The sequence below is a fragment of the Rhizobium herbae genome, from assembly GCF_017873135.1.
In the GTDB taxonomy this organism is placed as follows: domain Bacteria; phylum Pseudomonadota; class Alphaproteobacteria; order Rhizobiales; family Rhizobiaceae; genus Pararhizobium; species Pararhizobium herbae.
In genome coordinates this window covers 541,438-567,217 of sequence record NZ_JAGGJV010000001.1, presented here as the reverse complement: position 1 = coordinate 567,217, position 25,780 = coordinate 541,438, and the positions used below count along the sequence as shown (strand labels likewise).

Here is a 25,780-nt window from a genome sequence, read left to right as displayed (position 1 = left end):
TCCTTGCTCTTCGATCCTATCATTTCGGCGATCCCGGCTCCGATTGCTGCGCCACGGCCGCTGCCCGCCGCTTGTTTTCGCGCGCGAAGGTATAGAGGCCGGAACCCATGATGATCGCGACACCTGTCACCATCCAGATGTCCGGTTCTTCGGAAAAGAACAGGATGCCGATGCCGATCGACCAGATCAGGCTGGTATAGCGGAACGGCGCGACGATGGCGATTTCGCCGTTGCGCATGGCCAGGACGATGCACTGGTAGCCGACCAGCAGCAAGAGGCTTGCGCCGGCCAGAACGCCAATCGAGGCCCAGGACATCGGCTGCCAGCCGCCGAGCGGAATGATCATCACCGCGCCTGTCAGCGTGATCGCGGTTGCGGTGATGACGGAGATGAAGAGCGACGGCACCGCGACATCGATCCGCCGGGTGCACAGGTCGCGGATCGCCGCGAAGACCACCGAGGCGACCACGCTCAAAGCCGCGGCGGTAAAGCCCTCCGGTCCGGGTCTCAGCACGAGCAGAACGCCGGCGAAACCGGTGAGGATCGCCAGCCAGCGCCGCCAGCCGACCGGTTCCGACAGGAACAGCGCCGCGCCCAGCGTTACGGCCAGCGGCAGCGCCTGCAGGATGGCCGAGGCATTGGCGAGCGGGATCTGGCCGAGCGCGTAGATATAGGCGATGGAGGCGCCGACCTCGGCTGCGATCCGGAGCGCCACCACCGGCGTGAGGATCAGCTTGAACGAGCGCAGGGCGCCGAAATGGCGGGCCAGCAGCAGCACCAGGACCGACGTGAAGAAGCCGCGCACCAGCATGATCTGACCGGCATTCATGACGCCGGTCACGGATTTGACCAATGCGTCGTTGCAGGTGAAACCTGCCATGGCCAGGCACATGAAGATGGCGCCGCGGAAGTTGGCGGTGGATTGCATTATTTTTATGGGCCTGTTCTCATCGCCGTGCGGTTTTTAAACCTGCGATACGGCGGGCTGGAAGGTCTGCATTGCTGGTCTTGCCTATCTGTAAAGCATCGGCATTCCTTTTGTGCAACTCCTATCCTTCTCGTGTCGCAATTGGCGGCAGAAATGGAAGAATACCGCTCTGTATCAGTATTTTAGAGTAGTGAAATACGGCCTCGCCGATTTTCACTGCACGCCGCTAAACTACGGTTTTCTTGGCGAAATATTAAGTTTCGCTGCCTATCGTGCCGATATTCCGCTGCCCTTCGCATGATGCGATTATGGTTGACGTAACGGGAAACTGTTTCCGTTCGGGTCAACCGGATGACTTTCCGGACTGGCGCCATGGTCGCGCACCGGTGTGTCCGTTCTCTTTCCTTGAGAGCAGTCTGGCGGGAATGTCCGATTTGCTCAACATCTGGAGTTCGGAATGTCCCTGATCGATCGCTCTTTGCAGCGCCTGCGCATTGTCACCAAGGTTTTGCTGTTCGTCGTGCCGCTGGTGGCCCTCATCGCCGGTATCGGCCTTGTCGGCTATTTCACGGCAAGCACGCTGAACGGGCATATGACCGTGACGCGCGAAACGATCAACAATCTCTCCGATTTCCAATCGCTGCGCAGCGGACTGCAGAGTTTCGCCGACAATCCGACCGAGGAGGCGCGGGCAACGCTGACGGGGCGGATCGACGAACAGGAAACCGGTATTCGCACGTTGAACGACCTGCTGACAGCCGAAGACGACAAGGCCAAGATCAGCTCGGTCGTGGCGCTGGGCGCGGCGATGCGCGGGCAGCAGGAAAAACTCTGGTCGATCAAGACCGAACGCGACAGCGTGACGGCATCGCTCGATGCAGCCCTTGCCGACATGACCGCGCAGGGCAATACGGCCTTCAAGCAGATCGACATCCTGCGCAAGGAATCGGGCGAAAAGGAATCCTTTGCCAAGGCGCTGCTGTTCGACGCCGCCGCCTATCAGGGTCTTGCCGAGCGCATCAAGAAGTTCCGCCTGCCCGTCACCATGGCCATTGCCCCGGATGCCAAGGTCGAGCAGGCCACCAAGCTGATGCCGCACCTGCTGAAGCAGATCGCCGAATCGGAAAAAATCGCTTCGGACAAGGTTTTGAAGCGGATTGCCGAGGTGAAGGCCGATACGCAGGCGATCCAGGACATTCTGGCCAATGCCGATCCGAACGACGTCAAAAAGACGCAGCTGGGTTCGGCGCTGATCAAGTTTTCCAAATACGAGGCCGACTTTGCCAAGGAAGCCGCGACCAATTCGGACACGGCTGCCAAGCGTTTCGTCGGGATGGACAGCGAAATTTCCTCGCTGAAGACGCTGATCGGGCTGATGAACGAGACCTTCAAGGGGCTCGACGACACCCGCCTGCATATCAGCGAACTGCACCGCAAGCTCGATACGGCGAGCCGCGACAATGTGATGGCCGATATCGCAGCGGTGCGCGCAAGCGTGACGAAGCTGTCCGAAATGGGAGGCAAGAATGCCGCCCTGCGCGATCTCGCCGGCAAGCTGGCGCCGTCGCTTCAGGATATCGACACCGGCACGGCCCAGCTGATCGACGTCGGTGCCCGCTGGCAGGCGGCCAAGGCGCAAGCCTCGGCTCTGGTGGCCGATGCCAGTCAGACGCTGGAAAGCTTCGTCAGCAGCGCCCAGGAAGCCGGCAAGAAGGACAGCCAGCGCTCGGCTGACGTGTCGATCATCGCCATGGTCGCCGGCACGCTGCTGGCCATCGTCGGTGGCCTTATGCTGATCGAAACGCTGCGCGGCCCGCTGAAGCGGGTGACCGAGACGATGACCCGGCTTGCCAATGGCGATCTCGAAGTCGCCATCGAAGGCCGCAACCGCGGCGACGAGATCGGCGACATGGTGCGCTCGGTCGCCGTCTTCCGCGACAATGCGGTGGAAAATGTCCGGCTCGGGCAAGAAGCCGAAGCGGCCCGCACGCTGTCGGCCGAAGAAGAGGCCCGCCGCCGTCAGGAGCGCGCCCGGATCGAGGCCGATCAGATGGAGGCGCTGACCGCGCTCTCCGACGTCTTGGCAAAGCTTGCCGACGGCAATCTGGAAGAGGGCATGGCGGAGGATCTTTCCGAGGATTACATCGTCATGGCCCGCACCTACAACAATGCCGTCGAGGCGTTGCGCGCAACGCTGATCGACGTGCGCTCAGTGACCGACGAAATCACCAGCGGTACCGGTAACCTCGCTTCGTCGGCCGACGATCTGGCTCGCCGCACCGAGCAGCAGGCCGCAGCCCTCGAACAAAGCTCGCGCGCCCTTGGCCAGCTGACGGAAATCGTTCGCTCGACCGCCGAAAGCGCCCGCAAGACGACGGTATCCGTCGATGAGACCCATAGCTACGCCAAGCATTCCGGCGAAGTCGTCGCCAAGGCGATCGACGCGATGGCGGCGATCAACAAATCATCCGACAAGATCTCGACGATCATCGGCGTCATCGACGAGATCGCCTTCCAGACCAACCTTCTGGCACTGAACGCCGGGGTAGAAGCTGCCCGTGCCGGCGACGCCGGCCGCGGCTTTGCCGTCGTCGCCCAGGAAGTGCGCGAGCTTGCCCAGCGTTGCGCCGGTGCCGCCCGCGAGATCAAGGGGCTGATTTCGGAGAGCTCCGTTCAGGTGCGCGGCGGTGTGGAGCTGGTACAGGAAACCGGCAAGGCACTGACCGTCATCAACGACCATATATCGACCATCCACCAGCTGGTCAGCAATATCGAATCGGCCGCCGCCGACCAGTATCGCGGCCTCAACGAGGTCAACCAGGCCGTTCGCGAGGTCGAGCTGATCACCCAGCAGAACGCCGCGATGGTCGAGGAAAACACCGCCGAAATCCACGGCTTGCGCCATCAGGTGGATATCCTCAACGAGAAGATCGAGCGCTTCAAGACTGGTACCAGCCGTTCGGTTGCTGGTGGCCGGGTGCAGGGTTACGGGCGAAGCTACGCGGCTTGATTTCAACGTCGCCATAAGGAGGCCTGTGCCAGGAAGCTGGGGCGGGCCGGTTTATTTCTTCGCGAACTTTAACCGCCAGTCACGCTCATATGTCTCGCAACCGCCGGCTTGTTGCGGGTGCGGTCGATGATGAAGTCGTGGCCCTTGGGCTTGCGGGTGATCGCTTCGTCGATGACGGTGGACAGATAGGCATCGTCGTCGGAGGCGCGCAGCGCCGTGCGCAGGTCGGCGGCGTCGTTCTGGCCGAGGCACATATAGAGCGTGCCGGTGCAGGTGAGGCGCACACGGTTGCAGCTCTCGCAGAAATTATGGGTCATCGGCGTGATCAGGCCGAGCCGGCCGCCGGTTTCCGCGACCTCAAGATAACGCGCTGGGCCGCCGGTCTTGTAGGCGATGTCGGAGAAGCTGAACTGTTCGGCGAGCGTATCGCGCAATTCCGACAGTGGCATGTAATGATCGGTGCGATCCTCGTCGATCTCGCCCATCGGCATGGTCTCGATCAGCGTCAGATCCATGCCGCGCCCATGCGCCCAGCGCAGCATGTCGGGGATCTCGGCGTCGTTGAAGCCCTTGAGGGCAACGGCGTTGATCTTGACGTGAATGCCGGCCGCCTGCGCCGCGTCGATGCCTTCCATGACCTTGGAGAACTCGCCCCAGCGGGTGATCTGCCTGAATTTGTCCGGATCGAGCGTGTCGAGCGAAACGTTGATGCGGCGGACGCCCGAATCGGCGAGTTCGGCGGCGAATTTCGAGAGCTGGGAACCATTGGTGGTCAGCGTCAGTTCGTCGAGCGTGCCTTCATGGACATGCTTGCCGAGTTCGCGTACCAGGAACATGACGTTCTTGCGCACCAACGGCTCGCCGCCGGTCAGCCGCAGCTTGCGCACCCCTTTGGCGATGAAGGCGGAACAGAGCCGGTTCAGCTCTTCCAGCGTCAAGAGGTCCTTCTTCGGCAGGAAGGTCATGTTCTCAGCCATGCAATAGGTGCAGCGGAAGTCGCAGCGATCCGTCACCGAAACCCTGAGATACGTGACGGCACGCCCGAAGGGGTCGATCATCGGTGTTTTGGCGTCGGTGAGCGGATGAGCGCCGGTCTTGTCGATGGTGACGGTATTCAACGAAATTCTCCCTGTTCCATCAATGTCGTGACCAAAACCGGCGGCGTCAAGGCGAAAGCCGTCAAAAGCGTGAGAAAACCGATATGAAACACTTTCTTGCGATCAAGGGAAATCCGGGAAGCCTGCGGGGAATTCCCTCCGGCCGGAATCTGCGCTAGTGCTCGGTGCATCAATGGAGACTGCCGATCATGAGCGATATCTGGCCGACCGAACTGCGCGTCTCGAAAGACCGCCACCGGCTGACGGTTGCCTTCAACGACGGAAGCTCGTTCGACCTGTCGGCGGAGATGCTGCGTGTGCTGTCGCCTTCGGCTGAAGTGCAAGGCCATGGACCGGGGCAAGGCCTGACCGTACCCGGCAAACGCAACGTCTCGATCATCTCGATGACGCCGACCGGCAATTATGCTGTTCGCATCGGGTTCGACGATTTTCACGATACCGGGATCTTTACCTGGAACTATCTGCGGGAACTAGGCGAGACCGGCGATACACTGTTTGCCGCCTATGAACGCGATCTTGCCGAAAAAGGCATGAGCCGGGACAAGGCGGAAAAACCCCGCTGACCGGCATCGCTCCGCTGCTTTAGCCGGGATCGCTTTCCTCTTTCAAAAGGCGGGCAATCAGCCGCTCCATCGACTGGGCGACGATCAGGCAGTCCTCGATCGGTTCGTTGTCCAGCGACGTGTCGATCAGCGCGGTCTGGATCTCCATCGCCTGCTCCGTCAGTTCACGGCCGTTTGCCGTCAGCGACAGCCGCAGCACGCGCTTGTCTTTCGCATCGCCCCGCCGCTCGATCAGCCCGCGCTTTTCAAGCTGGGGCAGGAGCATGCTCATATTCGAACGCCCGACCAGAAGTTTTCGCGCCAGTTCCTGCTGCGTGATGCCCTCGAAGCGATAGAGGTTGATCAGAATATCCAGATGCGGCGGCTTGATGTCGAGCTCGGCGAGCGCGCGCGTCAGCGTCTGCTGCATCAGCTGGCAGGCGCGGGCAACCGCGATCCAGCTGCGGAAACGCGGGTGGTCCCAGGGAAAATGATGCTGTTCGATCGTCGCTTGCTTTTTGTTCATCACTGTACAATAATGTTCATCGTTGAACATTTAAAGGGAATCCCACTATGGCATCCTTTACGATCGAGGTCACCCGCCTCGCGCTGAAATGCGTGTCGGCGTTTTCGCCGGAGGCCGCCGGACGGCTGGCGTTTCGCCTGTTCAGCGTCACCCCGTCGCGCAAGCCGTCGAATGCCAAGGAAAAGGCGGCGCTGGCGTCGGCGGAACCCGTCATGGCGCGGGCTCGTCATGTCACGCTGTCTTTTGCAGGCGGCTGGGTGATGGCACGGCATTTCGAAGGACGGGCTGAGCATGGAGCGTCGAAACGTGTGCTGCTGGTCCACGGCTGGGGATCGCGTAGCGATTATCTGGCGCCGATGATCGAGGGCCTGACGCTGGATGGCGCCGAGGTTGTGGCGCTCGACTGGCCGGGACACGGCGCGTCGCCTGGGCGAACGCTGACAATGCCGGAAGCCGTGCGGGCGATCGACGCCGCCTGGCGGCATTTCGGTGGGTTCGACGTCTCGGTTGGCCATTCCTTTGGTGGTGCCAGTTTGGCTTGCGCGGCCGGCGGCCTGGTTTGCGACGTGCCGTCCCATCGTGCCAAAAGGATGGTGCTGATCGGCGCGCCCAGCGAAATGACATGGTTGTTCAAAGGGTTCGGGAAACTTTTCCGTCTTTCACCGAAGGCACAAGCGGCGTTTGAAGGCATGGTGGTTCGTCTCTCCGGCAGGCGTCTCGAAGAGTTCGACGCCGCCCGGGTTCTTGCGGGCGTTGCCGTGCCCGTGCTGGTGGTCCACGCGGAGGACGACAAGGAGGTTTCTGCCGATCATGCCCGCCGTTACGCGGCAGCGGGAGCCAATGTCGACCTCCATTGGGCCAACGGGCTCGGCCATCGCCGCATCGTTTCCGCGGGACCTGTGATCGAGCGGATCAATGCCTTCATTCATGCGGAAGACCGCAAGGCCGCCGCCTGAGCGATTTTCGCGGGTGCCGTCATAAAGGCTTCATGCTATCCGTCGAAAGGATCGCCCTAGTCCCGATGGAGATGCGGTCTAGTGGAGAACGGCATGACAATCATTCGCACGGTGGAAGAACTGAACGCGCTATACGGCGGCACGAGCGAGGCGTCGCTGGTCAAGGTGACCAGCCGGCTGACGCCGGATTATGCCAGCATGATCGAGGCATCGCCCTTTGCGGCACTTGCCACCGTCGGCCCGGAAGGGCTCGACTGTTCGCCGCGCGGCGACGATGTCAGCGTCGTCCGGATAGCCGACGAAAAGACCGTGCTGATGCCGGACTGGCGCGGCAACAACCGGGTCGATTCGCTTGCCAATATCGTCCGTGATCCGCGCGTGGCGCTGATGTTTCTTATTCCTGGCTCGACCACGACGATGCGGATCAATGGCACGGCCGTGGTCAGCGTCGATCCGGATCTGACCGGCTCCTTCGAGGTCGATGGCAAGCACCCGCGCAGCGTCATCGTCGTCACCATCGGCGAGGTCTATTTCCAATGCGCCCGCGCGCTGATCCGTTCGCAGATCTGGAACCCGGAGCGTTTCGTCGATCCGCAGTCCCTGCCGACGCCGGGCACGCTGTTGAAGGCGGCGAAGGCCGATTTCGACAAGGACACCTATGATCGCGAATGGCCGGAGCGCGCCGCAAAGACGATGTGGTAGCGGGATTCTGTCCGAATAAAACCCCGCGGCGAAACGTTTTTTCCAGGACCGGATGCGTTATGCTCCGTCGAATGGGATGCGGAACGCAGGTTTTCGCGCGTGGGGGGACAGATGACATACAGGACCGCTTTCTTTTTGACTGCCACGATGGCGCTTGGCCTTTCGGCGGGGGCCGCAAAGGCCGACAGGCTGGTCGAGGAATACAACGCTTATATCGGCGAGGAAGACCTCTATAACTCCTATGGCGAGCAGTTGACCGAGCCCTGGCAGGTGATCCGGCAGGACAGGGCGAACTATCACCGCTATGGCGTGACCCAGCCGGGCGACGAGGGCGACAGTTTCTTTGCCTCCGCTAAGAACCGCGAAAAGGCCGAGCGCATGATCGAGTACGGCACGATCGAGACTCGCGCCGCGCGGGCATTGCTGCGGGGTGGCTCCGTGATCAATGTGCAGGTTTTCCGCGGACCCGAGGGCGACTATATCAATGTCACGGTCGATTGACCGGATACTCGGCCGGATGATGTTTGCCGCGGCGCTGGTTGCCGCGTTGCCGGTGGCGGCTGCCGAACTCAGTGTCGCAGACAAGGTGGATCTGCTCGTCGCGGCCTATCCGGCTTCGCTTCTCAAGAGCGAGGGCGGATACGTCCGTTTCCGCGACGGCGGGTCGCTGCCGATCGATGACGGCAAGAGCAAGGACCATGCGGGCAAGCTGGCATCCGGTGATATCGAGGACAGCCTGGCGCAGATCTATCCCGCCGGGCCGTGTGCGACCACGCCTGACGTCAATTTCGATCCGGGCCGCATCCGCAGCGATGCGCTCATGATGCAGCTTTACGGTACATCGGCCCGCGAGGTCGAGGCCTCGCTCGTGGACGTGGACTGGTTCGGCAAGACCTTGCGCGTGACCAAAAGACAGGGCGCGGCGGCGGCGCTGGAAAAGGTCCGCGATGAGCTGAAGGGTATGCCTGAGCTCAAGGTCTTTCTCGCACCGTCGGCCGGAACCTTCAACTGGCGCAAGGTCGCGGGGGCGGCGAACATGTCGGTGCACAGTTTTGGTGCGGCGATCGATATCAACACGTCCTATGCGGACTACTGGATCTGGTCGGGCGGCAAGCCGGGCAGGGTGCCGCGCTACAAGAACAGATATCCGATGAAGATCGTCGATGCGTTCGAGCGGCACGGCTTCATCTGGGGCGGACGCTGGTATCACTACGACACCATGCATTTCGAATACCGGCCTGAACTTTTGACGATCGCCAGGGTAGCGGGTGGCGACGCTTGCCGCTAAACGTCTGTCTTCCCATGACTTACAAGGCAGACAGTCGCATGCAGAAGAAAGTCTACCTCGCCGGTCCGGACGTGTTTTTGTCCAACGGCAAGGAAATCCTCGGCAGGAAGGCCGAAATGGCACGGGCCGCCGGTTTCGTTCCGCTTTGCCCAGGTGATCTGGCGCCGCCGCCGGTGGAGACGAAAAACGCGCGGGGACTCGCCATCAGCGGTATCAATGAAGGCATGATGCGGCAAGCGGATGCGGTGATTGCCAATATGACGCCGTTTCGAGGCCTGGCCGCCGATGTCGGTACCAGCTTCGAGTTGGGCTTCATGTGCGCGCTCGGCAAGGCGGTCTATGCCTATACCAATATACCCGACGATCATTTCAAGCGCTGTGCCGCGTATTACAAGGGCGATCTGACCCGATCCGCGGACGGGCGCATGCGCGGCCCGGACGGGTTGTCGCTGGAGGATTTCGACATGGCCGACAATCTGATGCTGGATGGCGGGATCAAGAGCCGGGGCGGGGCCTTCGTCGTTGGCAACGCGCCGGCCGACCAGATCTACACGGATCTCACGGCCTTTGCCGAATGCCTGCGGATTTTTTCAGAGCGCCACGGCCATTGAGGAGACACCGGTTGACAGCGTGGCGGGGCCGAAAGACCCCGCTTCGTTGCTGTCTCCGGTGATTGGATGTCTCAGTCGCGGACGATGACCTTGGTGCCGATCGTGACGTTGGCGTAGAGATGTGCGACGTCTTCGTTGGCCATGCGGATGCAGCCCGATGACATCGCCTTGCCGATCGAGGAGGGCTGGTTGGTGCCGTGGATGCGGTAGATGGTCGAGCCGAGATACATGGCGCGGGCGCCGAGCGGGTTGTCGATGCCGCCTTTCACGCTGACGGGCAGGATATGGCCCTTCTTCGCCTCACGGGCACGCATCTGTTCCGGCGGGTTCCAGGTCGGCCATTCGGCCTTGCGGCTGACCGTATTGGTGCCGGTCCAGATGAAACCGTCGCGGCCGACGCTGACGCCGTACCGCATCGCAACGCCATTGCCGAGCACGTGGTAGAGGCGGCGGTCGGAATTATCGACAATGATGGTGCCGGGGGCGACGTTCTCGTTGAAGGCGACCAGTTCGCGCTGGATCGGTGACAGGTTGACGTTGTTCTTTTGGGCGGTCTTCGCCTTTGCCGGCTTGCCTTCCGACAGCACCTGCAGCCAGCCGGTCTTGGCCGTTGAGGATTGCAGCGAAGCGACTTCGAAGGATCCGTCCTTGCCGGCGGCGTGGGCTGCGGGGCTGAGAATGGCGGTTGCGATCAGGGCTGCGAGAATGGTCTTCATGTCCGTGTCTCCCGGTTTGTTCGGGAGATTTTTCCGGTTCATTCCGGTGCGCTCCCTTGTCTGGAGCGTTTCTAGACAATCGGCGGGAGCGCGGCTGTTTCCTGGGGAACGCGGCAAAAACAAGGCAGGGCGGCCCTGTGCGGGCGCCCTGCCTGCTCTGAATTCAACGGCTTACTTGCGGTAGATCAGCCAGTTCTTGCCGGTATCCTTCTTCATGCCTTCCTCAAACAGGATCGTCCTGTTGCGGCCGGCGTTCTTGGCGCAATAGAGCGCGATATCGGCCTTGTTGTAGAGATCGACCGGGTCGTCGGCATGCGATGCCTGGCAGACGCCGAGGGACAGCGTGATCGGGCCGTAGTTGACGCCGGTCTTGGAGTTCTTGAAGGGCGTGGTTGCTAGCGCGTTGCGGATGCGCTCGGCCACCTGCAGGCTTTCCTCGAGGCTGCTGTCACCGAGGATGATGGCGAATTCCTCGCCGCCGGTGCGCGCCACGAAGGCGTCGCGGCGCAGATTGGCGCGGATCACCGTGCCGACGGTCGCGAGAATCTTGTCGCCGACCGGATGGCCGTAGCTGTCGTTGACCTTCTTGAAGTGGTCGATATCGGCGATCAAAAGGCCGGTATAGGCCCGAAGCTGCTCGGAATTGTAGACGGATGCCAGTTTCTCGTCGAAGGCCCGGCGGTTGGCAAGGCGCGTCAGCGAATCGGTGTTGGCGATGCGCTTGTATTCGTCGAGTTCCTGCCGGATGACTTCCATCTCGAAGGATTTCAGCGAGACGTTTTCGGCCCGTTCCTTGCCCTGACTCATCGTGTCCGCGGTCGCCTCGGTCAGGATGCTGACGCACTGGCGCAGGATTTCGGCGCTGGAACTGCTTTTGCCGGTGATGTTCTGATAGGTCTCGTCAAGCAGCTTGTTGTAGTTCTCAAGCGCGAACTGTTCGTCCTTCAACAGCTTGAGAAGGTCGCTGAGTTCGCTTGCCAGATGATTGTGGGCGCGGTCGACGCCGACCGCGTGGTGGACATGGGCAAAGTAGCGCGCGCCGATTTCGTCCAGTTCTTCCTGGGTCGCGCGGCTGCCCAGTGCTGCCAGTTCCTTGGTCAGTTTCGGATTGGAGCCGATATAGGCTTCGTAATAGAGTTCGTAGTTGCGCGGTAGCGGCGAGATGCCCATGATGCGCATCGCATAGGTTACCTGCGCGGCGATATCGGGTATCTGCGCCTTGTTCGAAGCCGCTTGCATGGCAAGCTCCTGTTTTGTTGTCTCCAATCGCTAATTCTAGGGATGAAAGATTTTGGAAGGCTTAACGGTTAGCAAAACAAATCGCTCAGATTGCATCAAAATTCCCGTAGCTCGTAAAAGTATTCAGGCAGCGATGTCCGCTGCCTGAATGAATGTATCGTCTGTACGAAAGCCGGGATCAGGAAGGGCTGATCATCGTTTCCGGACGAACCACGGCATCGAATTCCGCGTCGGTGACGTAGCCGCCGCCGACCGCTTCCTCGCGCAGCGTCGTGCCGTTCTTATGGGCGGTCTTGGCGATCTTGGCGGCGTTGTCATAGCCGATCTTCGGGGCAAGGGCGGTGACGAGCATCAGCGAGCGGTCGAGCGCCGCCTTGATGTTGTCTTCGCGCGCCTCGATCCCGACGACGCAATTGTCGGTGAACGACACGGCCGCATCGGACAGGAGCTGCACCGACTGCAGGAAGTTGTAGGCCATCAGCGGATTGTAGACGTTGAGTTCGAAATGACCCTGGCTGCCGGCGAAGGTCAGCGACGCGTTGTTGCCGAACACCTGGACGCAGACCTGGGTGAGGGCTTCGCACTGGGTCGGGTTGACCTTGCCCGGCATGATCGAGGATCCGGGTTCATTTTCCGGCAGCGACAGTTCGCCGAGACCCGAACGGGGGCCGGAGCCGAGCAGGCGGATGTCGTTGGCGATCTTGAACAGGGCGGCAGCTGCCGAGTTGATCGCGCCGTGGCTGAAGACCATCGAATCATGGGCGGCGAGCGCCTCGAACTTGTTCGGCGCGGTGACGAAGGCGATGCCGGTAATCTTGGCGATCTCTTCGGCGACCTTTTCGGCAAAGCCGATCGGCGCGTTGAGGCCGGTTCCGACCGCCGTGCCGCCCTGGGCCAGCTCGCAGAGGCCGGGCAGGGTCATTTCGATGCGCCTGATCGAGGAGGCAACCTGCGCAGCGTAACCGGAGAATTCCTGGCCGAGTGTCAGCGGCGTTGCATCCTGCGTATGGGTGCGGCCGATCTTGATGATGTGATCGAAGGCCTTCACCTTGGCTTCGAGCGCCTCATGCAGGTGCTTGAGGGCCGGCAGAAGGTCGTGGACGACGCGCTCGGCGCAGGCGATGTGCATGGCCGTCGGATAGGTGTCGTTCGACGATTGGCTCATGTTGACGTGATCGTTCGGGTGCACCGGCTTCTTCGAGCCCATGACGCCGCCGAGCATTTCGATGGCGCGGTTGGAGATCACCTCGTTGGCGTTCATGTTCGACTGGGTGCCGGAACCGGTCTGCCAGACGACGAGCGGGAAATGGTCGTTGAGCTTGCCGTCGATGACTTCCTGGGCGGCCTCGATGATGGCCTTGCCGACGGTCGGATCAAGCCCCTGCAACTCCATGTTGGCGCGGGCGGCGGCCTGCTTGACGATGCCGAGCGCACGCACGATCGACAGCGGCTGTTTTTCCCAGCCGATCTTGAAGTTGCCGAGCGAACGCTGGGCCTGCGCCCCCCAGTAACGGTCGCTTGCGACTTCGATCGGGCCGAACGTATCTGTTTCCGTGCGCGTTGATGTCATCGTAATCCCTGCTTTCGTCATTCGATGTCGAGACCGGCGATATCGAGACCGGGCGGTGTCGAGACCGGAAGGTGGATGAGGCCGCCGCGCCGCGCCGGCCTGCAGTGTGATGAGGTTCTCTCTGGCTCAGGTAGCCTGTGCTTGTAAAGGGGGCGAGAGCCGCTGTGCCATGCTACAATCGTTTAAAATGGTCGGCTTTCAAAGCAACGTGCGTTCCGTCACGACAATGTCCGTCATCGAGCCTGGGCAGCCGTGTTCCTGTGCTTTTTCAGACACAAGCGGACGGATAGTTTTGACCGTATTTGCCGGGATTTCCGCACGATGTTGCGATTTTTCTCGGAGGCAAAAAAATAATGCAAGGAATTCAAATTTTTGGGCGTCCTTATCCGTCTTCCTGCTGCCGGTCTTTCACGCATTTGTGACGGTTTGCAGGGGTACTGAAAGAGTGGCGTTTCCTTTTCATTCACCATCCTTTCTTATAAGTACGAAAGCTCGGTGACATGATGGGGCATCGGGCGCGAACCGCTGATGGCGGCAATGCGATACGGGGACGTGTGAACCAATGAAATTGATGAAGACTGCAGCGATCGTGACACTGATGGCCGGGTGCGCGTTCACCTCTCTTGGTGTCCATCGCGCGGAAGCGCTGAATTTGCTGGACCTTTTTCGCAAGAAGAGGCCCGTCGCCGAAGAATTCCAGCCGCTGCCCGGCGTCGGGGAGATGCAGCCGGCCCAGAAGCAGGTTGCACGCCCTCTGCCGAAGGTGACTTCGCCGCAATACTACACCTACAAGGCCGAGCCGTTGCGCCGTATCGCCACTGCAAAGCTGCTCGATCCGGTGGTGACCGGTTCCGTCGACAGCGATGCTCTGCCGCCGATGCAACGTGCGTCGCTGGCCGATGCACGCCAGTTCCTGCCCGGCGTCACGGCGTATGCGCCGGGCGATGTGGCCAAGGCAATCGAGGCTTTTTATGCCGGTCACGAGGGGTTTGTCTGGATCAGCGGCGATGCGCCGAATGCTTCCGCAAAAGCCGCCCTCACGGTGCTGGGGCAGGCGGCAAGCATCGGGCTTGACCCGCAGGATTATGCCGTCACGGTACCGTCCGATACATTCGACCGCAGCGACATGACCGCGCGCGAAAAGTCGCTGGTGGAATTCGAAATCCAGCTTTCCGCAGCGACGCTGACCTACATCGCCGATACCGTGCGCGGCCGCATCGATCCGAACAAGATTTCCGGCTACCACGATTTCAAGCGCAAGGACGTCAACCTGACGGGCAAGCTCGAAAATATTGCCCGAAGCCACGATGTCGCAGCCTATCTGAACTCCCAGACCCCTTCCGGCCCGCAGTTCCTGGCTTTGAAGCGCGAGCTGGAAGCGCTCGAGGCAAAGACCGGCGACACGCCGCGGATCGTGATCGCACCAGGCACGTTGCTGAAGCCCGGCACCAGCAATCCCGAGCTGGCCAATGTGATCGCCGGCATTCGCCTCAAGGGCTCCGATGCGCTGAAGGTCGAGCACGCGCTTACGCTTTCCGCCTATCAGGGGACCCCCGACTACACGCCGGAGCTGGTCGCGCTGATCGAAGGGTTCCAGAAGGAAAACGGTTTGAAGCCGGACGGGATCGTCGGCAAGGCGTCGATCCGCATCCTGACGGGTGGAGACACCACCGAGAGCAAGATCAACAAGCTGCGTATCGCCATGGAGCAGGCGCGCTGGCTGCCGGCCGATCTGGGCAGCCGCTACGTCTTCATCAACCAGCCTGCCTACATGGTCTACTACCATGATCAAGGCGCCGAGCAGTTCTCGATGCGGGTCGTGGTCGGTTCCAAGGCGCACCAGACATTCTTCTTCGAGGACGAGATCCAGACGGTCGAGTTCAATCCTTATTGGGGCGTGCCGCAGTCGATCATCATCAACGAGATGCTGCCGAAGCTGCGCAACGACCCGGGTTATCTTGATCGCCTCGGCTATCAGGTGGAAGTCGGCGGCCGTCCGGTGTCGTCCTATGACGTCAACTGGAATGGCTCGACGTCCGGCGTCGCGGTTCGCCAGCCGCCGAGCAGCGACAATGCGCTCGGCGAACTGAAGATCCTGTTCCCCAATGCCCACGCCATCTACATGCACGACACGCCGTCGAAGAGCTTCTTCAAGAAGGACGAACGTGCGTTGAGCCATGGTTGCGTGCGTCTGGCCGATCCGCGCCGGATGGCAGCTGCCGTGCTCGGCACGACGGTGGAGGATGTCGCCAGGGAGATTGCCGGCGGCCGCAACAAGGGTGTTTCCGTGCCGCAGAGAATTCCGGTCTATGTCGCCTATTTCACCGCCTGGCCGAACAAGGATGGCACGGTCGAATATTTCAACGATGTCTACGATCGCGACATGTACATGGACCGCGCGCTCGAAGCGACGCGCGTGGCGCGCCACGCCGAAGGCTAAAAGCCATCTGGCGAAAGATCGAAAAAAGGCGGCTTCGAGCCGCCTTTTTTATGCACTTGCGATCAGCCGCTCTATCAGTTCCGGGGTCAGTTCGTCGAAATGACGGACGACAAGATCAGGGGCCAGGCTTTCGACCGGCACATCGGAATAGCCGAAGGGAACGCCGATCGAGCGCACGGACGCGTTGCGTGCGACAAGAATATCGTTGAGGCTGTCGCCGATCATGACCGACCTTTCAGGCACCCCGCCGGCAAGGCGGATGGTGGACAGCAGATGTTGCGCATCCGGCTTGCGCACGTCAAACGTGTCGCCGCCGGTGATGGCCGCGAAGCGGGGGGAAAGATCAAGCCCGTCCAGCAGGCTTTTGGCAAGCATTTCCAGCTTGTTGGTACAGACGGCAAGCGTGTAGCCGGCCGCGGCCAGGCGGTCCATGGCCTCGATGACGCCGGGATAGGGAATGGAATCGCCCGGCATCGAGCCATGGTAGAAATCCACGAATTCCTTCATCTGCCAGTCGAGATCGCCGCTGCTGAGCGTCTTGCCGCGCAGCGTGAACGTGCGCTCGATCATCGCCTTGGCACCGTGTCCGACGAGATGGGTCAGGTCTTCGTAGCTCACCGGAGCGAGACCGGCCTGCGTGACTGCATGATTAAGGCTTGCGACGAGATCGGGAGCGGTATCGACAAGGGTTCCATCAAGATCAAAAACGACAACGGATGCGGACACGGGAACCTCTTGATGTACGTAGCAAATATTGCATCCCGGGTAGGGGAACCGGCGGGGAAAAGCAATCTCGACTTTGCGCGACAGCGCAGTTTCGCCATTTACGTCTCGCCTGCTATTTGGGCTTTTGTTTGCCGTTGCAGCCGTGTAAACGTCTCAGCGGAACGACGGGAGGCGATATTTTGCCGTGGTCTCGTCGATGAGTTTTGAGGAGAACGTGGCGCATGGACGCCCGTGAAATGAAGATCAAGGCCGCGGCGGCGGCGCTCGACTATGTTGAAGACGGCATGCGGCTCGGCATCGGTACCGGCTCGACGGCGGAAGAATTTGTCCGTCTGCTTGCCGAAAAGGTGGCGTCCGGCTTTCGCATCGAGGGCGTGCCGACGTCGGAACGCACAGCCCGGCTTTGCCTGGAACTCGGCGTGCCGCTGAAATCGCTGGAAGAGCTTCCCGAACTGGACCTGACCATCGACGGCGCCGACGAGGTGGATCCGAAGCTGCGGCTGATCAAGGGCGGCGGCGGCGCGCTTCTGCGCGAAAAGATCGTTGCCTGCGCATCGCAGCGTATGATCGTCATTGCCGACGAGACCAAGGTGGTCGAGACGCTCGGCGCCTTCAAGCTCCCGATCGAGGTGAATGCCTTCGGGCTCGGCGCGACGCGCATCGCCATTGAAAAGCTTGCTGCGCGGCTTGGGCTCTCCGGTGAAATCGTCGTCAGAGCCTCGGGTGACGGACCCTTCATGACCGATGGCGGGCATCTCATTCTGGATGCATCTTTTGGCCGCATTCCTGATGCAGATGCGCTGGCACGCGAACTGAACGCCATTCCCGGCGTGGTCGAGCATGGGCTGTTCATCGGCATCGCATCGCTTGCAATCATTGCCGGCCCGACCGGGGCGAGGGTGATGACGGCCTGAATGACTGCGGTCCGGGCGGCAACGACCGCTTGGGCCTTGCGAATTTTCCGGCTGTGGCTGAGATCAGTCGCAGAGGATCGTTACAGCGTCGCAGCCGATCGGGATACCCGGTGGCGATGGCTTTGAAATTGGACTATGCAGGGGTTCGCAGATGCAAGACGCGCGCGGAACCCGGCGTCAACTGACAGGAGCGTTACAGACATGATCAATCTCGCAGGTCTCGGCCGTACAATGGCTGCCACTGCCATCATCCTTTCCGCCGTCATGGTTCCGACCCTGCGGGCGCAGGACGTCACGGACGAGCAGCTCAAGGCTGCGCGTGCTGCGATCGCCTCGATCGCCGCCACCAATGGTTTCGACAACATCCTGCCCAACCTGGCGGAACGGCTGAAGACGACGCTCATCCAGTCCTCGCCGAACTACCAGGAACTGATCACCAAGACGGTCGATGAAAAGGCCCTCGAACTGGCCGCCCGCCGCGCCGATCTCGAGCACGAGGCGGCGACGATCTATGCAAAGACCTTCACGGTCGAGCAGCTGAATGCGATCACGGCGTTCTACACCTCGGACGCCGGCAAGAAGCTTCTGAACGACGGTCCGATCGCCTCGCGCGAAATGGTCAAGGCCGCCGATATCTGGGCTGCCGGGATTTCCCGCGACCTGAACGCGGCAGCGACGAAGGAGTTGAGTGCGACCCTGACCGCCGACCAGCAGCCGCTTCCGGGCGCTACGACCGAGGTGAAGCCGGCCCAGTAAGGAAACTGCTGGCGGTTCCATTGGCCGAATATCTCACGTCGAATTGCTTAAGCCCGGGTCATTCCGGGCTTTTCATTTTGTAGCATGCCACCCTATATCAGCTTCACACGGCGGGATTCGCCGGCAAGGCGCTGATGGTCACTGCCACAGTAGCCTTCCCAACGTTCCGCCTTCCTCTGCATATGACCCGTCCGGGAGTTTTTCAGCATGGCTTCTTTCGATTATGACCTCTTCGTTATCGGTGGCGGTTCAGGGGGCGTCCGCAGCGGCCGGGTTGCTGCCGCCCTGGGCAAGAAGGTCGCGATCGCCGAGGAATTCCGCTACGGCGGTACCTGCGTCATCCGCGGTTGCGTGCCGAAGAAGCTCTACGTCTACGCCTCGCAGTTTGCCGAACATTTCGAAGATGCGGAAGGTTTTGGCTGGAGCGTCGGCGAAAGCAAATTCGACTGGCAAAAGCTGGTCGCGGCCAAGGAACGGGAAATCACCCGGCTCGAGGGGCTCTATCAGAAGGGCCTTGCCAATGCCGGGGCGGAAATCCTGCACACCCGGGCGGAACTGACAGGCCCGAACACGATCAAGCTGCTCGACAGCGGCAAGACCGTGACAGCGGAGCGCATCGTCATCGCCGTCGGCGGCCATCCGACGCCGCATGACGCGCTGCCGGGCCACGAACTCTGCATCAGTTCGAACGAAGCTTTCGATCTCAAGGAACTGCCGAAATCGATCGTCATTGCCGGCGGTGGATATATCGCCGTCGAATTCGCCAATATCTTTCATGGTCTCGGCGTCGAGACCTCGCTGATCTATCGCGGCAAGGAAATCCTGTCGCGCTTCGACCAGGACATGCGGCGCGGGCTTCATGCGGCGATGGAGCAGAAGGGCATCCGCATCCTGTGCGAGGACCTCTTGCAGTCGATCAGCAAAACGGCCGACGGCCGGCTGGCCGCGGAAACGCTGAAGCACGGTACCTTGACCGTCGATCAGGTGATGCTGGCTCTCGGCCGCGTGCCGAACACCAAGGGGCTTGGGCTGGAAGCGGCGGGTGTCACGGTCAATGAGCGTGGCGCCATCATCGTCGATGCGTTTTCCCGCACCAGCGCGCCCGGCGTCTATGCGCTTGGCGACGTGACGGACCGCGTACAGCTGACGCCGGTCGCCATCCACGAGGCGATGTGCTTCATCGAGACGGAATACAAGGGCAACCCGACGTCGCCCGATCACGACCTGATCGCCACGGCCGTCTTCTCGCAGCCGGAAATCGGCACGGTCGGGCTCTCGGAAGAGGATGCCGCGAAAAAATTCGAGGACCTCGAAATCTACCGGGCCGAGTTCCGGCCGATCAAGGCGACGCTGTCCGGGCGCAGCGAAAAGACGATCATGAAGCTGATCGTCAATGCGGCCGACCGAAAGGTTCTGGGCGCCCACATCCTTGGGCACGAGGCGGGCGAAATGGCACAGCTGCTTGGCATCACGCTGAAGGGCGGTTGCACCAAGGACGATTTCGACCGGACCATGGCTGTGCACCCGACAGCGGCGGAAGAGCTGGTGACCATGTATGCGCCGAGCTACCGGATCAAGAACGGCGAGAGGATCGGCTAGCGCAGCCACGCTTTTGATTTTTACGCCGAGAATGCAAGCGGCCGCTCGATAGTGACGAGGGAAAATGCGTCAGTCTTAGCGGCTTTGCCGTGGCGGTGTGGCATATGCATCGTTCTTTGATGAGCGGTTTGACAGAGCGCAGTTGCCGCAGCATTCCAACAGCGTTGTTTCTGCAACTACGGCGGCAATTTATCGGCGCTGCAAAACGGGATGACCCGTGGCGGCGCTTGGGCTAGATCCGCTTCGTCAGGTGAATTCGTTGTCCGGGGGGCAGAATGTTGGGCGTAGTCAGGAACTTTCTAAAGGCAACTCTATTTAAAACACCTGAAATCGGTTCCGTCGAAGCGGCGGATGCAAAGCCGGTAGTGGAATGGCCTGCGCAGCCGTCGACTTTTACTTTGCCTGGACGCAATGATCGAACATTCGAGGAGATAGGTCGACGCCTGGCGGTTTCGGCCGGTGAGATTTCTCCGCGTATCTTGTCTTTTGGTTGCTCTGAAGGTCATGAGCCGATCGATATAAAGCGGCTGATACCGGCATCAGACGTGTTGGGTTTGCGATGTCGACCCTGAAGCGCTTACCAAGGCGCATGAGCAAGGCCAGGACAACGGCATAACCATATTCGAAAGCTCGCGCGAGGCGATCCTGAAACATGGCCCTTACGACGCGATTGTCGCCATGAACGTGTTGGTCCGTTATCCAGCGATGTACGGACTGGATGATATCAGCGAGATTTATCCGTTCAGTAATTTTGACGAGACAATCGGCACGATGCACGAAGCCCTGAAAGTCGGCGGCTATCTTGCGATCTACAACTCCTGTTATCTTGTCGAGCACACATCGGTTGCCGCCAAACTCAAGAGGATCGGGCAAGCAATACCAAAGCAGAACGGTTGGGTTGATAAATACGATCGGGCAGGACAGCGCGTCGCTGTTGCATCCGACGCGCACGGCGTTCCGATCAGCATGAAGGCATGGCGTCAGTATATGTTCAACAATTCTCATGTCGGGAAAATCAAGAATGCCTACTATGTCGTGAAAGACGGAGAGCAGGCAGATTGCAAAACCATCATATGGCAAAAAATCGCCTGATTTTCGGCATGGTGCGCTTTGCTGGAACAATCGCTTTTCAATCCCCATGTTAACGTTTATAAGCCCGCATCCGCAAAATCGCCGTTTTCCCGGCAGGGAAAGCTGCGGCCGGGAATTGTATCGCTGACACGCGGTTCAAAACCGATATCAGGCGGCATTGTACGGAAACGGTCCGGCGATGCGACTGCTGCGGCGGACCTTGCGCAAGAGAACAGGTGATCGACATGGCACAGAATTGGACCCCGAACAGCTGGAGGCAAAAGCCTATTCAGCAGGTGCCGGATTTTCCGGACATGGCAGCGTTGGCTGCTGCTGAAGCGCAGCTCGCGACCTATCCGCCGCTGGTTTTTGCCGGCGAGGCGCGGCGCCTGAAGAGCCAGCTTGCCAATGTTTCGGAAGGCAAGGGATTCCTTTTGCAGGGCGGCGATTGTGCCGAGAGCTTTGCCGAGCATGGCGCGGACACGATCCGCGACTTCTTCCGCGCGTTCCTGCAGATGGCCGTCGTCCTGACATTCGGCGCGCAGCAGCCGGTGGTCAAGGTCGGCCGTATTGCCGGCCAGTTCGCCAAGCCGCGCTCTTCAAACATCGAAAGACAGAATGACGTCGAGCTGCCGAGCTATCGCGGCGACATCATCAACGGCATCGAATTCAACGAGAAAGCCCGCATTCCGGACCCGGAACGCCAGATCATGGCGTATCGGCAGTCGGCGGCGACCCTCAATCTGTTGCGCGCGTTCGCGATGGGCGGCTACGCCAATCTCGAAAACGTGCACCAGTGGATGCTCGGTTTCGTCAAGGAAAGCCCGCAGGCCGAGCGCTACCGCAAGCTCGCCGACCGGATTTCCGAAACGATGGATTTCATGAAGGCGATCGGCATCACCTCGGACAACCATCCGAGCCTGCGCGAGACCGATTTCTTCACCAGCCATGAAGCGCTGCTGCTCGGCTACGAGCAGGCGCTGACCCGCGTCGATTCGACGTCCGGCGACTGGTATGCGACATCGGGCCACATGATCTGGGTCGGCGACCGCACGCGCCAGGCCGATCACGCGCATATCGAATATTGCCGCGGCATCAAGAATCCGCTTGGCCTGAAATGCGGCCCGTCGCTGACCGGGGATGGCCTGATCGAGCTGATCGACATCCTGAACCCTGCCAACGAGGCCGGCCGCCTGACGCTGATCTGCCGCTTCGGTCATGACAAGGTGGCGGAAAACCTGCCGCGCCTGATCCGTGCCGTCGAAAAGGAAGGCCGCAAGGTCGTCTGGTCCTGCGATCCGATGCACGGCAACACGATCACGCTCAACAACTACAAGACCCGTCCGTTCGAGCGGATCCTGTCGGAAGTCGAAAGCTTCTTTCAGATCCACCGCGCCGAAGGCACGCATCCGGGCGGCATCCATATCGAGATGACCGGCAATGACGTGACGGAATGCACCGGCGGCGCCCGCGCGCTTTCCGGCGCCGATCTTGCCGATCGTTACCACACGCATTGCGACCCGCGTCTCAATGCCGACCAGGCACTCGAGCTTGCCTTCCTGCTTGCCGAGCGCATGAAGGGCGGCCGCGACGAGAAGCGGATGGTCGTCAACGGCTGATCTTGAGGCTGATCAGCACCACTGATCCTTGGCTGAGTGTATTGAAATTGACAGAACCGGGCCAGCTGACGATGCTGGCCCGGTTTTTTCATGCCCGCTTTGTGGGCCAACAAACATTTCCAAGGGGTTGAGCATGGCGGAAGAGCATACCGGATCGTGCAATTGCGGTGCCGTCCGTTTCCGCACACGGGGCAGGCTGCGCGACGTGATTGCCTGCCATTGTTCGCAGTGCCGCAAGCAGACGGGGCTGTATTATGCGGCCACCAATGTTCTCGACAGTGAACTGGATCTTGAAGGTGCCGGGAATATCACCTGGTATCGCTCGAGCCCGGAAGCCCGTCGCGGCTTCTGCCGGACCTGCGGCTCGGCGCTATTCTGGAAAATGGATGGTCTCGACTATTCGTCGATCATGGCCGGCACCTTCGACACCCCGACCGGCCTGGCATTGGGGTTCCACATCTTCTGTGCCGACAAGGGCGATTTCTACGAGATCAATGACGGCCTGCCGCAGTTTGCGCAGTCAAACGTCTGATTTTGCCGCACCCGGGCCTGTCGTCTCGCCGACATGCGCGTCCGCGTCGATCGAGCGGACCGCTTGGCTATAGGCCCGGTCGAGCGCGCAGAACTTGACCGACTGCCAGCGCTTGTAGTCCTCGATGAACGAGGTCGCTGCCCAGATTCGGTTCCCGGCTCGATTCCGATCCTGCCAGCCGAGCGAACCGAGCGCTTCGGCACGGGCGAAAAGGCGGCGGACATGCGTGCGTGACAGGGAGTAGTGGCTTGATAATTCGGCAAAGCGGAGGTCTTCGACCCAATAAAAGCCGTCCTCCGGCACCGCGTTGACGATCCGTGAGATGAAGTCGTCGAGGATCAGTCCGCCATATTCGGTCCAGACGAAACACGAGATGCTGAGCGGCGGCTCCCGCCATGCCCTGTCGGCGATCAGCTGTTTTGCAGCGAGCGGCTGGGCACGGCGGAAAATCTCCGGATTGGCCTCCAGCCGTGTGACACGGTCACCGTTGTCAAGCAGGTCGAGGCTGCGCATCTGGCCGCGGAACCACAGGCTCATCGCCTCATGGCTGACCTCTGTAGGCTCGAGCGGGCGGCTGCGTTTGCTGGGTGATCCCGGCACGTCGCGAATGAGCTTGTAGGCGAGCAGCTCCGCCAGAAAGGCGGTTGCCGTATTTCGGCTTGCCGCGCCGAATTCGATGATGATGTCGAGAAGCCGCGATGCGGTAATGCCGGAAAGGGGATCGGTGGGATCGCGTTGCACATGCAGCGCGTAAGCCGCCTGGGTGAGAAGCCATTTCTGCTGGGCGGCGACCAGGCGGGCGATCCTTGGAAAGTGATCGTAGAGCTCGATCATATGCCGCGCGCCCTGCTGCAGGACGGTAAACAGCGCGGGGTTCGCTGTAAAAGCGTCAACCTCGGCGGAGGAACTGGGCGCCTGGTTTTCGATCGCTGACAACTGCATGCCGATCATGGCCTTGACGAAGGTCTGGTAAACAAATGCATCGGTTTTTAGAATCGCCGATGGGCCGATTGACGGTTATGTCACCCGTAAAACGCTCGAAGTCCACCTTTTGTTTCAGAAACGGCGTATAGAAGGCCCGATCGTCCGCCGCTTGGACCATTCGGCAGAAAAAGCCGGTCGACAGAAAAAACCGGATGGCAGAGTTGCCATCCGGCTTGGAGGAGGGAACGTTTCCGATGGCTACTGCACCAGCACCGGCTGCAGGCAGTTGACACCGGTGACGCGGACGTCAGCTTCGCCGACACGGACGCCGACTGCTAGGAGTACGTTGTAGAGCAGCGTATCGATCGCCGGCGTCACGGCGCCCAATGTCTGGGCAAGTGCTGCCTGAACCACCTTGGGGCTGCCGAGGGTCAGGAACAGCACCTGGATATCGACGTCCAGATTGTTGAGCAGGGTCTGGGTCGTCGAGGTCAGGATGTCCTTGGTTGAAACGCTCTTGACGGCACTTGCAGCGACTTCGGAGGGGCTGAACGTCAAGCGCTGCGGCTGCATGTTCTTTGTCTCGACATGGGCGATACCGTCGATCTTCAGGAGCGCGGAGTCGACAAGCCGGGCTTTTTCCACCCGCGCCTCATCGCTGAAATTCGACAGAACCGTGGGGTTGACGGTGCCGATCGCGATTTCTGCCACGCCTGGAACGGCATCTATCGAGACGCTGGCGTTTGTATTCGAGCCGCCGTAGCAGCGGATGTCTGCCAGTTTTCCCTCCGCATAGGCAATTTCGACATAGATCGGCAGCTTGATCCGAAGTCCGGCAAGCACGGCCAGTCCATCGATGCTCACTTCGATGGCAAGCCGCGTCTGCGCGGTACGAACGGCAGAGCCCGGCGCGCCCAGTCTGTGTGCCGGAGTCGTGACCGGCGGTTCGCCGATGGCAAGCTTGACGCTGGCCGAGGCAATGCCCGGCAGCCCGGCCACTGCGGCGAGGGATATCTGGTTGGTGCCGTTGGCAATACCCGCCGCTGCCGTGACAATGTCAAGGGCGCTGACCTTCATGGCCCAGTTCGACCCGGCATCGACACTCAGTCCCTTTTTCGGATCGAGGTTGAGGATCTGCGACAGGGTGAAGGTCTTCTTGTTCTTGCTGCTGGCCGTTTCCAGGGCTTTCAGGGCGGATGTCGCCGCGCTGGAGACCCCCTGAACGGCCTGCATCGAGGCAAGGAGCTGCGGCATTGTGAGGTTCGCCTTCAGCACGTCATCGTAGCTTGCCGCTGTCAGGCTCAGCTTGGTGGAGACGATTTTCAGGAAAGGCTGGATATTGATATCCGCGCTGACGAGCGCCTGATAGTCCATGACCTTCAGGGAAATCGTCGTGCCGAGCATCTGGCCGAGTACCGCATTCAGAATACCACCGTCCAGGCTTGCGAGCCGCGAGCCGATCGAGAAGGCGGCAAGCTTGGTGCTGGCCGCCGTACCGACGGCGCTCATCGTCGGCGGTGCGCTGAACATGGCGGCGAGATGAAGCGTTCCTTCCTTCTCGATCGAGACCTGGGCCGCATCGGCGGGCGTGGCATTGGCAATGAATCGCTGACCGGTTGCGAGGGACGGATCGGGGACGTAACGGCCCTTGACGATGGTGACGATGCCGTTTTTGATCGCGGTCAGGTCGTTCGGGATCACCTTTCCGTCTACATCGATCAATCCACTCTTGGTTGCAATGGCAAGGTCAAGGCCGTTGTTCTTGAAGTGATTGCGTGCGACGTCTTCCACATTCGGCAAATCCGATGCTGCCACCATGGCGGTGATATCAGCTATTCCCTGCATTTCACGCTTCTGCAGAGTGAGATAACCGTAGTCGACGCCAAGTCCGAGCGAGAGAACGACCAGGGGCAGAACGAGGGCTGCCGATATCCCGATATTGCCGGAGATATTGGTGAGAATGCTATCATGCTTGAAGCGTGCACCGGCCATG

The 25,780-nt window shown here is 60.7% G+C and carries 23 protein-coding genes; 14 read left to right on the top strand and 9 right to left on the bottom strand.

The annotated features are described in order from the left end of the window. Positions 1-19: 19 nt before the first annotated feature. A complete protein-coding gene (locus tag J2Z75_RS02865) occupies positions 20-928 on the bottom strand; it encodes a DMT family transporter (RefSeq protein ID WP_209847457.1) in 909 nt (302 codons plus the stop codon). A 457-nt stretch (positions 929-1,385) separates the two neighbouring features. Between J2Z75_RS02865 and J2Z75_RS02860 the strand changes: the two genes are divergently transcribed. Further along, on the top strand, positions 1,386-3,938 hold the full coding sequence (locus J2Z75_RS02860; RefSeq protein WP_209847454.1) for a methyl-accepting chemotaxis protein: 2,553 nt from the start codon (positions 1,386-1,388) through the stop codon (positions 3,936-3,938). A 68-nt stretch (positions 3,939-4,006) separates the two neighbouring features. Here J2Z75_RS02860 and moaA read toward each other — a convergent pair whose 3' ends face one another. Then, positions 4,007-5,056 (bottom strand): GTP 3',8-cyclase MoaA, encoded by a 1,050-nt coding sequence (gene moaA, locus J2Z75_RS02855; RefSeq protein WP_209847452.1) that lies wholly within the window; start codon positions 5,054-5,056, stop codon positions 4,007-4,009. Positions 5,057-5,244: 188 nt separating this feature from the next. On the opposite strand from moaA, the gene J2Z75_RS02850 reads away from it, so the two are divergent. Beyond that, positions 5,245-5,619, top strand: a complete 375-nt coding sequence (locus J2Z75_RS02850) for a gamma-butyrobetaine hydroxylase-like domain-containing protein (protein ID WP_209847449.1) — start codon at positions 5,245-5,247, stop codon at positions 5,617-5,619. A 19-nt stretch (positions 5,620-5,638) separates the two neighbouring features. On the opposite strand, the gene J2Z75_RS02845 is transcribed toward J2Z75_RS02850, so the two are convergent. Further along, positions 5,639-6,124 carry a MarR family winged helix-turn-helix transcriptional regulator gene (locus J2Z75_RS02845; RefSeq protein ID WP_209847445.1) on the bottom strand — a complete coding sequence of 162 codons (486 nt, stop codon included), beginning with the start codon at positions 6,122-6,124 and terminating at the stop codon, positions 5,639-5,641. 47 nt (positions 6,125-6,171) lie between these two features. On the opposite strand from J2Z75_RS02845, the gene J2Z75_RS02840 reads away from it, so the two are divergent. From J2Z75_RS02840 to J2Z75_RS02820, 5 genes are all read left to right on the top strand, one after another. Further along, on the top strand, positions 6,172-7,080 hold the full coding sequence (locus tag J2Z75_RS02840) for an alpha/beta hydrolase (RefSeq protein WP_209847442.1): 909 nt from the start codon (positions 6,172-6,174) through the stop codon (positions 7,078-7,080). Between the two features lie 93 nt (positions 7,081-7,173). Further along, entirely contained in the window at positions 7,174-7,782 is a 609-nt protein-coding gene (locus J2Z75_RS02835) for a pyridoxamine 5'-phosphate oxidase family protein (protein WP_209847440.1), read from the top strand. A 111-nt stretch (positions 7,783-7,893) separates the two neighbouring features. Continuing rightward, on the top strand, positions 7,894-8,283 hold the full coding sequence (locus J2Z75_RS02830) for a hypothetical protein (protein ID WP_234937099.1): 390 nt from the start codon (positions 7,894-7,896) through the stop codon (positions 8,281-8,283). Beyond that, positions 8,267-9,070: a M15 family metallopeptidase gene (locus J2Z75_RS02825; protein WP_209847438.1), complete on the top strand. Its 804-nt coding sequence runs from the start codon at positions 8,267-8,269 to the stop codon at positions 9,068-9,070. Before J2Z75_RS02830 ends, J2Z75_RS02825 begins: the two co-directional genes overlap by 17 nt. A 38-nt stretch (positions 9,071-9,108) precedes the next feature. Continuing rightward, on the top strand, positions 9,109-9,681 hold the full coding sequence (locus J2Z75_RS02820; protein ID WP_209847436.1) for a nucleoside 2-deoxyribosyltransferase: 573 nt from the start codon (positions 9,109-9,111) through the stop codon (positions 9,679-9,681). 71 nt (positions 9,682-9,752) lie between these two features. Here J2Z75_RS02820 and J2Z75_RS02815 read toward each other — a convergent pair whose 3' ends face one another. The 3 genes from J2Z75_RS02815 to fumC form a co-directional block, all read right to left on the bottom strand. After that, the gene (locus J2Z75_RS02815; protein WP_209847434.1) at positions 9,753-10,397 is read right to left on the bottom strand and encodes a L,D-transpeptidase; all 645 of its coding nucleotides are present in this window, start codon (positions 10,395-10,397) and stop codon (positions 9,753-9,755) included. Between the two features lie 171 nt (positions 10,398-10,568). Next, on the bottom strand, positions 10,569-11,636 hold the full coding sequence (locus tag J2Z75_RS02810; RefSeq protein ID WP_209847432.1) for a GGDEF domain-containing protein: 1,068 nt from the start codon (positions 11,634-11,636) through the stop codon (positions 10,569-10,571). 178 nt (positions 11,637-11,814) lie between these two features. Beyond that, positions 11,815-13,227, bottom strand: coding sequence for a class II fumarate hydratase (fumC, locus tag J2Z75_RS02805; RefSeq protein WP_234937098.1), 1,413 nt, complete (start codon positions 13,225-13,227; stop codon positions 11,815-11,817). Positions 13,228-13,768: 541 nt separating this feature from the next. On the opposite strand from fumC, the gene J2Z75_RS02800 reads away from it, so the two are divergent. After that, entirely contained in the window at positions 13,769-15,646 is a 1,878-nt protein-coding gene (locus tag J2Z75_RS02800; protein ID WP_209847426.1) for a L,D-transpeptidase family protein, read from the top strand. A 48-nt stretch (positions 15,647-15,694) separates the two neighbouring features. Here J2Z75_RS02800 and J2Z75_RS02795 read toward each other — a convergent pair whose 3' ends face one another. Then, on the bottom strand, positions 15,695-16,372 hold the full coding sequence (locus tag J2Z75_RS02795; RefSeq protein ID WP_209847423.1) for an HAD family hydrolase: 678 nt from the start codon (positions 16,370-16,372) through the stop codon (positions 15,695-15,697). A gap of 221 nt (positions 16,373-16,593) precedes the next feature. Between J2Z75_RS02795 and rpiA the strand changes: the two genes are divergently transcribed. From rpiA to J2Z75_RS02765, 6 genes are all read left to right on the top strand, one after another. Then, positions 16,594-17,286: a ribose-5-phosphate isomerase RpiA gene (rpiA, locus tag J2Z75_RS02790; RefSeq protein WP_209847420.1), complete on the top strand. Its 693-nt coding sequence runs from the start codon at positions 16,594-16,596 to the stop codon at positions 17,284-17,286. Between the two features lie 201 nt (positions 17,287-17,487). Beyond that, positions 17,488-18,042: a DUF2059 domain-containing protein gene (locus tag J2Z75_RS02785; RefSeq protein WP_209847417.1), complete on the top strand. Its 555-nt coding sequence runs from the start codon at positions 17,488-17,490 to the stop codon at positions 18,040-18,042. A 207-nt stretch (positions 18,043-18,249) separates the two neighbouring features. Continuing rightward, positions 18,250-19,641 carry a glutathione-disulfide reductase gene (gor, locus tag J2Z75_RS02780; protein ID WP_209847415.1) on the top strand — a complete coding sequence of 464 codons (1,392 nt, stop codon included), beginning with the start codon at positions 18,250-18,252 and terminating at the stop codon, positions 19,639-19,641. A gap of 678 nt (positions 19,642-20,319) precedes the next feature. Then, positions 20,320-20,733, top strand: coding sequence for a hypothetical protein (locus J2Z75_RS02775; RefSeq protein ID WP_209847411.1), 414 nt, complete (start codon positions 20,320-20,322; stop codon positions 20,731-20,733). 224 nt (positions 20,734-20,957) lie between these two features. Beyond that, positions 20,958-22,331: a class II 3-deoxy-7-phosphoheptulonate synthase gene (locus tag J2Z75_RS02770; protein WP_209847408.1), complete on the top strand. Its 1,374-nt coding sequence runs from the start codon at positions 20,958-20,960 to the stop codon at positions 22,329-22,331. Between the two features lie 133 nt (positions 22,332-22,464). Next, entirely contained in the window at positions 22,465-22,863 is a 399-nt protein-coding gene (locus J2Z75_RS02765; RefSeq protein WP_209847405.1) for a GFA family protein, read from the top strand. Here the strand turns inward: J2Z75_RS02765 and J2Z75_RS02760 are convergent. Together J2Z75_RS02760 and J2Z75_RS02755 are read right to left on the bottom strand one after the other, a co-directional pair. Then, entirely contained in the window at positions 22,852-23,805 is a 954-nt protein-coding gene (locus tag J2Z75_RS02760; protein WP_234937097.1) for a hypothetical protein, read from the bottom strand. The two genes, J2Z75_RS02765 and J2Z75_RS02760, sit on opposite strands and share 12 nt — an antisense overlap. Positions 23,806-24,045: 240 nt before the next feature. Continuing rightward, positions 24,046-25,779: a pilus assembly protein TadG-related protein gene (locus tag J2Z75_RS02755; RefSeq protein WP_209847399.1), complete on the bottom strand. Its 1,734-nt coding sequence runs from the start codon at positions 25,777-25,779 to the stop codon at positions 24,046-24,048. Position 25,780: the final 1 nt, after the last annotated feature.

What these genes read in the sequence shown, in the direction of transcription:
- J2Z75_RS02865 (WP_209847457.1), bottom strand. Translation starts at nt 928, where the DNA reads ATGCAATCCACCGCCAACTTCCGCGGCGCCATCTTCATGTGCCTGGCC.
- J2Z75_RS02860 (WP_209847454.1), top strand. Translation starts at nt 1,386, where the DNA reads ATGTCCCTGATCGATCGCTCTTTGCAGCGCCTGCGCATTGTCACCAAG.
- J2Z75_RS02850 (WP_209847449.1), top strand. Translation starts at nt 5,245, where the DNA reads ATGAGCGATATCTGGCCGACCGAACTGCGCGTCTCGAAAGACCGCCAC.
- J2Z75_RS02845 (WP_209847445.1), bottom strand. Translation starts at nt 6,124, where the DNA reads ATGAACAAAAAGCAAGCGACGATCGAACAGCATCATTTTCCCTGGGAC.
- J2Z75_RS02840 (WP_209847442.1), top strand. Translation starts at nt 6,172, where the DNA reads ATGGCATCCTTTACGATCGAGGTCACCCGCCTCGCGCTGAAATGCGTG.
- J2Z75_RS02835 (WP_209847440.1), top strand. Translation starts at nt 7,174, where the DNA reads ATGACAATCATTCGCACGGTGGAAGAACTGAACGCGCTATACGGCGGC.
- J2Z75_RS02830 (WP_234937099.1), top strand. Translation starts at nt 7,894, where the DNA reads ATGACATACAGGACCGCTTTCTTTTTGACTGCCACGATGGCGCTTGGC.
- J2Z75_RS02825 (WP_209847438.1), top strand. Translation starts at nt 8,267, where the DNA reads ATGTCACGGTCGATTGACCGGATACTCGGCCGGATGATGTTTGCCGCG.
- J2Z75_RS02820 (WP_209847436.1), top strand. Translation starts at nt 9,109, where the DNA reads ATGCAGAAGAAAGTCTACCTCGCCGGTCCGGACGTGTTTTTGTCCAAC.
- J2Z75_RS02815 (WP_209847434.1), bottom strand. Translation starts at nt 10,397, where the DNA reads ATGAAGACCATTCTCGCAGCCCTGATCGCAACCGCCATTCTCAGCCCC.
- J2Z75_RS02810 (WP_209847432.1), bottom strand. Translation starts at nt 11,636, where the DNA reads ATGCAAGCGGCTTCGAACAAGGCGCAGATACCCGATATCGCCGCGCAG.
- fumC (WP_234937098.1), bottom strand. Translation starts at nt 13,227, where the DNA reads ATGACGAAAGCAGGGATTACGATGACATCAACGCGCACGGAAACAGAT.
- J2Z75_RS02800 (WP_209847426.1), top strand. Translation starts at nt 13,769, where the DNA reads ATGAAATTGATGAAGACTGCAGCGATCGTGACACTGATGGCCGGGTGC.
- rpiA (WP_209847420.1), top strand. Translation starts at nt 16,594, where the DNA reads ATGGACGCCCGTGAAATGAAGATCAAGGCCGCGGCGGCGGCGCTCGAC.
- J2Z75_RS02785 (WP_209847417.1), top strand. Translation starts at nt 17,488, where the DNA reads ATGATCAATCTCGCAGGTCTCGGCCGTACAATGGCTGCCACTGCCATC.
- gor (WP_209847415.1), top strand. Translation starts at nt 18,250, where the DNA reads ATGGCTTCTTTCGATTATGACCTCTTCGTTATCGGTGGCGGTTCAGGG.
- J2Z75_RS02775 (WP_209847411.1), top strand. Translation starts at nt 20,320, where the DNA reads ATGAACGTGTTGGTCCGTTATCCAGCGATGTACGGACTGGATGATATC.
- J2Z75_RS02770 (WP_209847408.1), top strand. Translation starts at nt 20,958, where the DNA reads ATGGCACAGAATTGGACCCCGAACAGCTGGAGGCAAAAGCCTATTCAG.
- J2Z75_RS02765 (WP_209847405.1), top strand. Translation starts at nt 22,465, where the DNA reads ATGGCGGAAGAGCATACCGGATCGTGCAATTGCGGTGCCGTCCGTTTC.
- J2Z75_RS02760 (WP_234937097.1), bottom strand. Translation starts at nt 23,805, where the DNA reads ATGCAGTTGTCAGCGATCGAAAACCAGGCGCCCAGTTCCTCCGCCGAG.
- J2Z75_RS02755 (WP_209847399.1), bottom strand. Translation starts at nt 25,779, where the DNA reads ATGGCCGGTGCACGCTTCAAGCATGATAGCATTCTCACCAATATCTCC.